We start from the raw sequence: 7789 nt of genomic DNA, 5'->3' as shown, positions 1-7789 counted from the left end.
CGCTCGGCGTGGCCGCCATCCAGTCGGGCTTCCGGGTGCGCTATGTGCCGGCGGTGAACTTGGTGAGCGAGCTGCTCCACGCGGCCGCCGAGAACCAGCGGTCGTGTCCCTGTTAGTGGTGTAAATTCTCCCTCGTGGTTCCCACGCCGGCTGCCTAGTTCGCGGCCGTCGCGATGAAGGCGTTCACCTCCCTCCGGCCAATCTCCGCCATGGACTCCGCGCTGAAGTATCTTCGGCCAGTCGCCCATTCGTCGTTCTGTTCCATGAGCACCGCCCCCATCAGCCGCAACACCGACGCACGGTTCGGAAAGATGCCGACCACGTGCGCCCGGCGCTTGATCTCCTTGTGCAACCTCTCCAGGGGATTGGTCGAGTGAATCTGCCGCCAGTGCCGTTCCGGAAACACCATGTACGCGAGAACCTCGTCTTCCGCGTCAAGAAGGAGCCTGGCCAACTTGGGGAATCGCGCCTCAAGCGTGTCGGCCACATGGCGGAGCTGGGCACGGGCCTCGTCCTGCGTGGCTTGCGTGAAGATCGTCCGCACCGCCGCCGCCACCATGGGCTGCGCGCTCTTGGGCACCTGGGCCAGGATGTTGCGCATGAAGTGAACCCGGCACCGCTGCCAGCTGGCACCCTGGAGCACCGCGTCAATGGCCGCCTTCAGCCCCTCGTGCGCGTCGCTGATCACCAGCTTCACGCCCTTGAGCCCGCGGGCCAAAAGGCCGCGCAAAAACGCCATCCAAAAGGCGCCGTCTTCGCTAGGCCCGACGTCCAGTCCCAACACTTCGCGCTCCCCGGTGTCCTTCACCCCCGTGGCGACGACCAGGGCCATCGACTGCACCCGGCCGTCCTCGCGCACCTTGAGGTAGGTGGCGTCGAGCCACACATAGGGGAAGCAGCCCAGCGGCCGGTTCCGGAAGGCCTCCACCATCTGATCCAGCTCCGCGCACAGCCGGGACACCTCGCTCTTGGAGACGCCTTCAAGCCCCATGGCCTGCACCAGTTCGTCCACCTTGCGCGTGCTCACGCCGTGGACGTAGGCTTCCTGGATCACGGACACGAGCGCCTGTTCCGCTCGCCGGCGCGGCTCCAGAATCGCGGGAAAGTAACTGCCCTGGCGCAGCTTGGGGATCCGCAGCTCGATCCGTCCGACCCGCGTGTCCCAAAGCCGCGTGCGGTAGCCGTTGCGATACGTCTGGCGCGCCGCGCTGCGCTCGTAAGGGGCGGCGCCCACCTTCTGGCGAACGTCAAGTTCCATCAGCACCTGGGCCATGACTCGGACGGCTTCGGCCAGGAAATCGATGTCGCCGTCGTGCCCCGCCTTGCGCAAAAGCTCCAAAAGATCGATCCTGTTGTCACCGGCCATCCTGTTGGTTCCTCCTTCGAGTTGGTAGGGGTACCTACTCGTAGGAACCACGGGGTGGCCGTTTCCGTCAACGGATCCCGCCGAATTTACACCACACTACTGGACTCCAACCCGCGTCCTGCACCAATAGAACTGGCCCGTCGCGGGCTCCCAGCCCAGGGGCAGGAAGTCGCCTTCTTTGCCGCGTCCGGTTTCGAGGTCGACCAGCACGCCCCTCATCCTGCCCTGCGACGGGTCCAGGAACGCCATGTACCGGCCGTCCGGCGACCAGAATACGTCGGTGTAGGGCAGGACCTTGACATCCCCGAGGCTCTTGCGCGATGTCTTCGTGTCGACATCGTACAGCCGGTCGCCGACCAGAATCTGGTGCGTTCCAGGGCGCCAGGAGACCGTCGTCACGGGCACGTCGAGCTCTTCCGGTCCTGTCCCGGTGGGTGCCTTCGGGCGCCACACGGATAGCGCCTCGGAGACATCAGGCAGGGCGGCAGGCTCACTCACGTGCTCCCGGACGCGGAGAGCCGTGAAGGCCAACATTTCCCCATCATCGGACCAGGAGGCCTGGATGGGGCGCCACAAGCCCTCCTCGGAGACGAGGTCCGAGACCTGCGGAACCTTGGCCATGACTTTGCCGTGCAGATCGACCACCAACAAGTCGATCGAGCCCACCTCAGCCCCGCCGGCGGGAGGCGTGGCCTCGAAGAGGGCGATGCGACCGTCCGGGGCGATGGCCATGCCGACGAGAAGGCGGTCATCCGGGACCCGGTAGACGGGCTCCGGCTCTCCGCCGTCCAAGTCGAGTCGAACCAGCGTTTGCAAACTCGTGAGAAGAAGGTCGTGGCCCTGCGGATCCCAACCTGCCCAGGACAGGCAGGCGTCCACTGGCGCCCCCGCGTCCAGCGCCGTTCCCGCAGAAAGGTTCCAATCGACCAGGGCCCGCGCATCGCACTCTGCTTCCTCTGCCGCGAATCGCCACATGAGGAGATGGCCGTCGAGCCACGGGCGAGGTCCCGCCGGACGCAACGAGGGCAGGGCTGCCAACTCGCCCACCGCCCGCCCTTCCGTAGTGCCGTCCAGCAGCTGTGCAGGGTCGGAAATCGCGTACACCGTCACCGGCCGGACCACGAGCCATTCGAGCGCGGCGCCTGCCGGATCGACGGGCGCGCCGTCGACGTCCTTGACCGTGCTCAAGTCCAAGCGGAGGCTGGGCCGTCCGTCGAAGACTCCCGCCCCGAGCGGTGTCACGGTCTGTTGAAGTCGTACCGCAAGCGATTTGCCGCTCTCGTCCCACACAGGTTGGCCCAACTCGATCCGGTACCCAGTGGCCGCACCGACAAGCTGGTCCCGAATGGCCTTCCAAACCTCGTCCCGGTCGACGGGTGAGCTGAAGGCGACGCGGAGCTCGGCGGGGCCGGGACGAAAGACGGCAGGGGCCGCCGGCGCATCGGCCGGATGATCGGATGTCGCGACGGTCTTGCCTCCGATCCCGTAGCCCACGCCCTCCAGGGTGATGTGGACGTGCGCCGGGGCCACCGGCTGGGTATCGACGGCCGCTTCTGAAGGCGGCCGGGCCGCACCGAGGCCGTCCTCGGACGCAAGCGGCCGTTTCCCGTCGCCGGCATGACCGATGGAGCAAGCGGTCAGCGCCGCGGCCAGGGTACAGGCCGAGGTCAACGCCGCAAGTGAACGTGCCCGCGCAAGTGATCGTGAGAGTGTCACGCGTGATCTCCCATCCACGCCACGTTTAGCTTCAATTTACGCTTATCGATCACGATTTACCTATCGCCGTTCAACGGCTCCAAGCCGGGAGGCAACGTTCCGGGAACAGAGGCGTATCCGAGCCACCCCGGTCGCTGCCGGAATCGCGCCGTCGTGGCGTGTACACGGGCTCTGGCGCCACCGTCTGAACGCCGCGAGGGAGCGAGGGTGTCAGTGGGCGACGATGCAGGCGCGCCTCGGTAAATTGGCGGTCTTTGGGCGCACGCGGGCGCCTTGACGCGCTTATACTGGCATGGTACATTGACAGCCGATCTACGGCTTGGAGCTTGACATTTCAACAGCACGTTCATCGAGAGCGGGCGGAGGGGACTGGCCCTAGGAAGCCCCGGCAACCGGTGGACACACGGTGCCAAACCCAGCAGATGGGACGCGTTCAAGCTCCAATCTGAAGGATGACCGGACGGATCAGGACCCCTTCAAATTGGAAGGGGTCTTTTTTTGGAGGTGCCGCCCATGACCGAAGCGACGAAGAGCCGCAGGCTGTTTACATCTGAATCCGTGACCGAGGGCCACCCGGACAAGATGGCCGACCAGGTCGCGGACGCCATCCTCGACGCCGTCATCGAACTCGACCCTGAAGCGCGCGTCGCGATCGAGGCGTCGCTGACCACGGGGCTCATCCTCGTGTTCGGCGAGCTGACCTGCAACTGCTACGTGGACATCCCCGCCATCGTCCGCCAGGTCATCCGCGACATCGGCTACACGCGGGCGAAGTACGGTTTCGACGCCGACACGTGCGCCGTGCTCACCGCCATCGACGAGCAGTCGCCCGACATCGCGCAGGGCGTGACGCGCGCCTGGGAACTGCGGGAAGGCAAGGAGGCCGAGGACCAGTTCTCGGCCATCGGCGCCGGCGACCAGGGCCTCATGTTCGGATACGCCAGCGACGAGACGGAGACGTACATGCCCATGCCCATCGCGCTCGCGCACGGTCTGGCGCGGCGCCTTGCCGCCGTTCGCAAGGAGGGGATCGTTCCGTACCTGCTTCCGGACGGGAAGACCCAGGTGACGGTCGAGTATGAGGACGACCGCCCGGTGAGGGTCGACACGATCGTCGTCTCGACGCAGCACGCGCCCGACGTGACGCGCGAGCAGATCGAGCGCGACATCCGCCGCGAGGTCGTCGAAGCCGTCGTTCCCGAGCATCTCTGGGACGAGCGCACCCGGTTGCTGGTGAATCCCAGCGGACGCTTCGTGGTCGGCGGGCCGCACGGGGACTCCGGCCTCACCGGCCGCAAGATCGTCGTGGACACGTACGGCGGGTTCGCGCGGCACGGCGGCGGTGCCTTCTCCGGAAAGGACCCCACCAAGGTGGATCGCTCCGCTGCGTACGCGGCGCGGCACGTGGCGAAGAATCTCGTGGCGGCGGGCCTGGCGCGCCGCTGCGAGGTGCAGGTGGCGTACGCCATTGGCGTCGCGCGGCCGGTGAGCATCATGGTCGACTCGCACGGCACGGGGGCGTTGCCGGACGACGTGCTCGCCCGCATCGTGCAGGACGTCTTCGACCTGCGTCCGGCGGCCATCATCCACAACTTCGACCTGCGGCGGCCGATCTATCGTCAGCTGGCCGCGTACGGCCACTTTGGGCGGCCCGACCTCGACCTGCCGTGGGAGCGGCTCGACCGCGTCGAGGACGTCCGCCGCGCCGCGGCGCGCTACGGCGCGCACCTCGCGCCGGCCAACTCCTAACCGAGTCCGCTCTGCGCATACCCTCCGATCGGGGCTCCACCGATCGGAGGGTTTTCGTTTGCTCTGGTTCCTGCTCGCCGCGGCCATCCTCGCGTACGCGGTAGCGGATTTCTGGGTTCGCTACCGGCACCATCGTGAGACGCGCGTTCTGTTGATCGTCGAAGGAGACGCCGAAGGGGTCCTCGAGGGCGTCATCCGCGCCGTGGCCTCCATGGTGGCCGGCGTGAGCGGCGGGCGGCTCATCGCGGTCGTAGAGTCGCCCGCGAGGACGTCGTGGGAGTGGGGCGCCATGATGCGCGCGCTCGCGCGCGAGCTGCCGGGCGTTCGCCTGGTTGCCGCCCCGCACGGCGTCGATCTCCTGACCCACGGCCTCTCCGCGGCGGGCGGACGGGTGGACGTGGTCGCGCGCTTCGACGGACACGTGCCATTCGCACCCTGGCTGCGGGACGTCCGGCGCCTGATTCAGACGGCCGCAAAGACGAAGAAGGAAGGAAAAGGAAAGCGGTCGTCCGGCGCGAATTAACCCGACAGACTTGCCAGACAGACTTGCCAGCCGGGCGGGGTCAGAGGCGTGCTCAGGGTTCGTTCCGTCGCAAACGTGTACCAGGCGGCCGTCATCGTCACGGGCCTTGCGCTGCTCGCCGGCCTGGTCGTCGCCTTGCCGCCCTCCCCGTGGTTCGTCCTCTTCGCGCTCCTGGCGGCCGCGGCGGACTACTGGAATTTCCGCACGCCTTTCGGTTATGTCTCGTTCAGTTTCGCCCTGACGTTCCCGGCGGAGGTTCTGTACGGTCCCAGCACGGCTGCGCTGGTTTGTGCTCTCGGCAACATCGCGGGGAACACGATCCCTCTCCGCCGTCCCGCGCGCATCGGCGCGTTCAACGCGGCGCAGTTCACCCTCAGCGTATTCTGCGGTTGGCTGGCCCAGGAACGCGTCGCGACGGTCATGCACACGGGGCCCATGGCGCTGGCGGTCCCATACGTCGCATTCGTCGCCGTGTTTTTTGTCGTGAACAACCTGCTTGTGGCCACCATGGTGTCGCTGGAACAGGGCCTCCCGCTTCGTTCCGTGACCGCCCACCTGCACTGGGAGGCGTTCGCGCACCTCGTCACGGCCGCTCTGGGCACGATGTTCATCGTCGCCGACCGCACCAGCGGCACGTTGACGGCGCTCCTCGCCGTGGTGCCCGCCTTGGCGCTGTCGTACCTGTTGAACGTCCAGCACAAGCTCGACACCCGCAACCGCGAGCTTGAGGCGCTTTATGAGTCGTCGCAGGCTCTCGCGGGCTCGCTGAACTGGGAAACGGTGTGCAACGTCATCGTTCGCGACTCCGCGCGGCTTGTCCACGCCCAGCGAGCCGAGCTTTGGATCGTCAGCGAGGACGGGAAGTGGTTGATGAGCGCGGCCGTATTCGGACCGGCGGGGGAGGCGGCTCTCGGGACGCAGATCGCCGTCAGTGAGGGCGCGGTCGGCCGGGCGTTCGTGGACGGCCAGTCCAGCGTCGCAAAGGTGGACAGTCCCGACGGTAGCGAGCGCTGGGCGCTCATGGTGCCCATCGCCCACGGCGAGCATCGTCTGGGCGTGCTCGAACTTGACGCGGCGCAACCGTTCAACGACAACCAGCGCCGGCTGATCTCCATCCTCTCGCCGCAAATCTCGATCGCCTTGCGGAACGTGATGAAGTACCGCGAGACGGAGCAGCAGGCGCAGACGGACCCGATGACCGGACTCGCCAACTTCCGCCGTTTTGCCGCGGACCTTCCGCGCAAACTGGAGGCGGCGGCTCGCGGCGGCCAGCCGCTGGCCTTGGTCTACCTGGACCTGGACAACTTCCGGGACTTCAACAATCGTTTCGGCCACCAGGTGGGGGACGAGGTCCTGCGCTCCTTTTCGCGGATCCTCCTCGATTCCGTCCGCCACGGCGACCTCGTCGCGCGCTACGGCGGGGACGAGTTTGTGATCGTGCTGCCGGGCGCCAGCCACGACGAGGCGGCGGCGGTGGTCGATCGCATCCTGCAGCGGGTGCACAAGTTGCGCATCAACGTCGGCTCGAACGTCTCGCCCACGCTGGCCGTCAGCGCGGGGCTGGCCGTGTATCCGCAGGACGGGCAGGACGCCGATGAACTCGTCCGTGCCGCCGATCAGGCGATGTACCGGCAGAAGCACCGCTTCGGGGCCGGCTGATGTGGCGCGACCTTCCCTCGGCTGTGCTGGACCTGTTGTGGCCCGCACCGCGTGCCTGCCCTGCGTGCGGGCGCGCCCAGGACAGCGGCGACCGCTTCTGTGACGCATGCCGGCGCGCCATGGCGTTCCCTCCCATCCCCTCCTGTCCCCGCTGCGGCGTACCTGCGCCGGTGCCCGCTGTGCCGTCCGGTCTCTGTGACGTATGTGCCGCGCAGGTGTGGCCGTTTACCCGCATCCTCGCCGCAGCCCCTTATCAGGAGCCGTTGCGCGGTCTGCTGCACCGGCTCAAGTTTCGGCGCGAGCGCCACCTCGCGCGCCCTCTGGGCGAATTCGCGGCAGCGGCGCTGGACGGCCGGTGGGACGGGGCGCAGCTGGCGGTCCCCGTTCCGCTGAGCCCCGCGCGCCAGCGCCAACGCGGCTTCAATCAGGCGCGCCTCCTGGCGGAGCGCATCGTCCAGGGGCGCATTCCTGTCGTCGACGCCCTTCGCCGGCCGCACCTCGGCCCGAGCCAGTCGCGCACCAAGAATCTCGCCGAGCGCCGCGCCAATCGGCCCGACATCGTTTGCGTCCAGAAGGAAACTGTCGCCGGCAAGCGCATTCTTCTTGTCGACGACGTGTTCACCACCGGCGTGACGATGACGGCGTGCGCGGAAGCGCTGCTGGAGGCGGGCGCTCGTTCCGTGGTGGCCGCCGTCCTCTGCCGGGACCTGTGACGCCGACGTGCCGGCGCGGCTCGCGGCCGCGCGGCCGGTCGGGGAAGGGAGTGCGGAATGCTT

The 7789-nt window shown here is 67.6% G+C and carries 6 protein-coding genes and 1 riboswitch; of the genes, 4 read left to right on the top strand and 2 right to left on the bottom strand.

Features of this window, described 5'->3' with window-relative positions; all coding sequences use genetic code 11:
• Positions 1-154: 154 nt before the first annotated feature.
• Both IRZ18_07205 and IRZ18_07200 read right to left on the bottom strand, forming a co-directional pair.
• The gene (locus tag IRZ18_07205) at positions 155-1366 is read right to left on the bottom strand and encodes an IS256 family transposase (GenBank protein ID MBX5476888.1); all 1212 of its coding nucleotides are present in this window, start codon (positions 1364-1366) and stop codon (positions 155-157) included.
• Between the two features lie 96 nt (positions 1367-1462).
• Positions 1463-3082: a PD40 domain-containing protein gene (locus IRZ18_07200; GenBank protein MBX5476887.1), complete on the bottom strand. Its 1620-nt coding sequence runs from the start codon at positions 3080-3082 to the stop codon at positions 1463-1465.
• Positions 3083-3425: 343 nt separating this feature from the next.
• Positions 3426-3541, top strand: a riboswitch (SAM riboswitch).
• A gap of 54 nt (positions 3542-3595) precedes the next feature.
• Here IRZ18_07200 and IRZ18_07195 point away from each other — a divergent pair.
• From IRZ18_07195 to IRZ18_07180, 4 genes are all read left to right on the top strand, one after another.
• Positions 3596-4831, top strand: coding sequence for a methionine adenosyltransferase (locus IRZ18_07195; GenBank protein ID MBX5476886.1), 1236 nt, complete (start codon positions 3596-3598; stop codon positions 4829-4831).
• A 58-nt stretch (positions 4832-4889) separates the two neighbouring features.
• On the top strand, positions 4890-5354 hold the full coding sequence (locus IRZ18_07190; GenBank protein MBX5476885.1) for a hypothetical protein: 465 nt from the start codon (positions 4890-4892) through the stop codon (positions 5352-5354).
• Positions 5355-5402: 48 nt separating this feature from the next.
• Positions 5403-7013 carry a sensor domain-containing diguanylate cyclase gene (locus tag IRZ18_07185; protein MBX5476884.1) on the top strand — a complete coding sequence of 537 codons (1611 nt, stop codon included), beginning with the start codon at positions 5403-5405 and terminating at the stop codon, positions 7011-7013.
• 263 nt (positions 7014-7276) lie between these two features.
• Positions 7277-7726, top strand: coding sequence for a ComF family protein (locus IRZ18_07180; protein MBX5476883.1), 450 nt, complete (start codon positions 7277-7279; stop codon positions 7724-7726).
• Positions 7727-7789: the final 63 nt, after the last annotated feature.

This window comes from Clostridia bacterium (assembly GCA_019683875.1).
In the GTDB taxonomy this organism is placed as follows: Bacteria; Bacillota; Sulfobacillia; order RBS10-35; family Bu92; genus Bu92.
The sequence above is the reverse complement of the archived record's forward strand: the minus strand, read 5'-3'. Positions and strand labels throughout refer to the sequence as shown.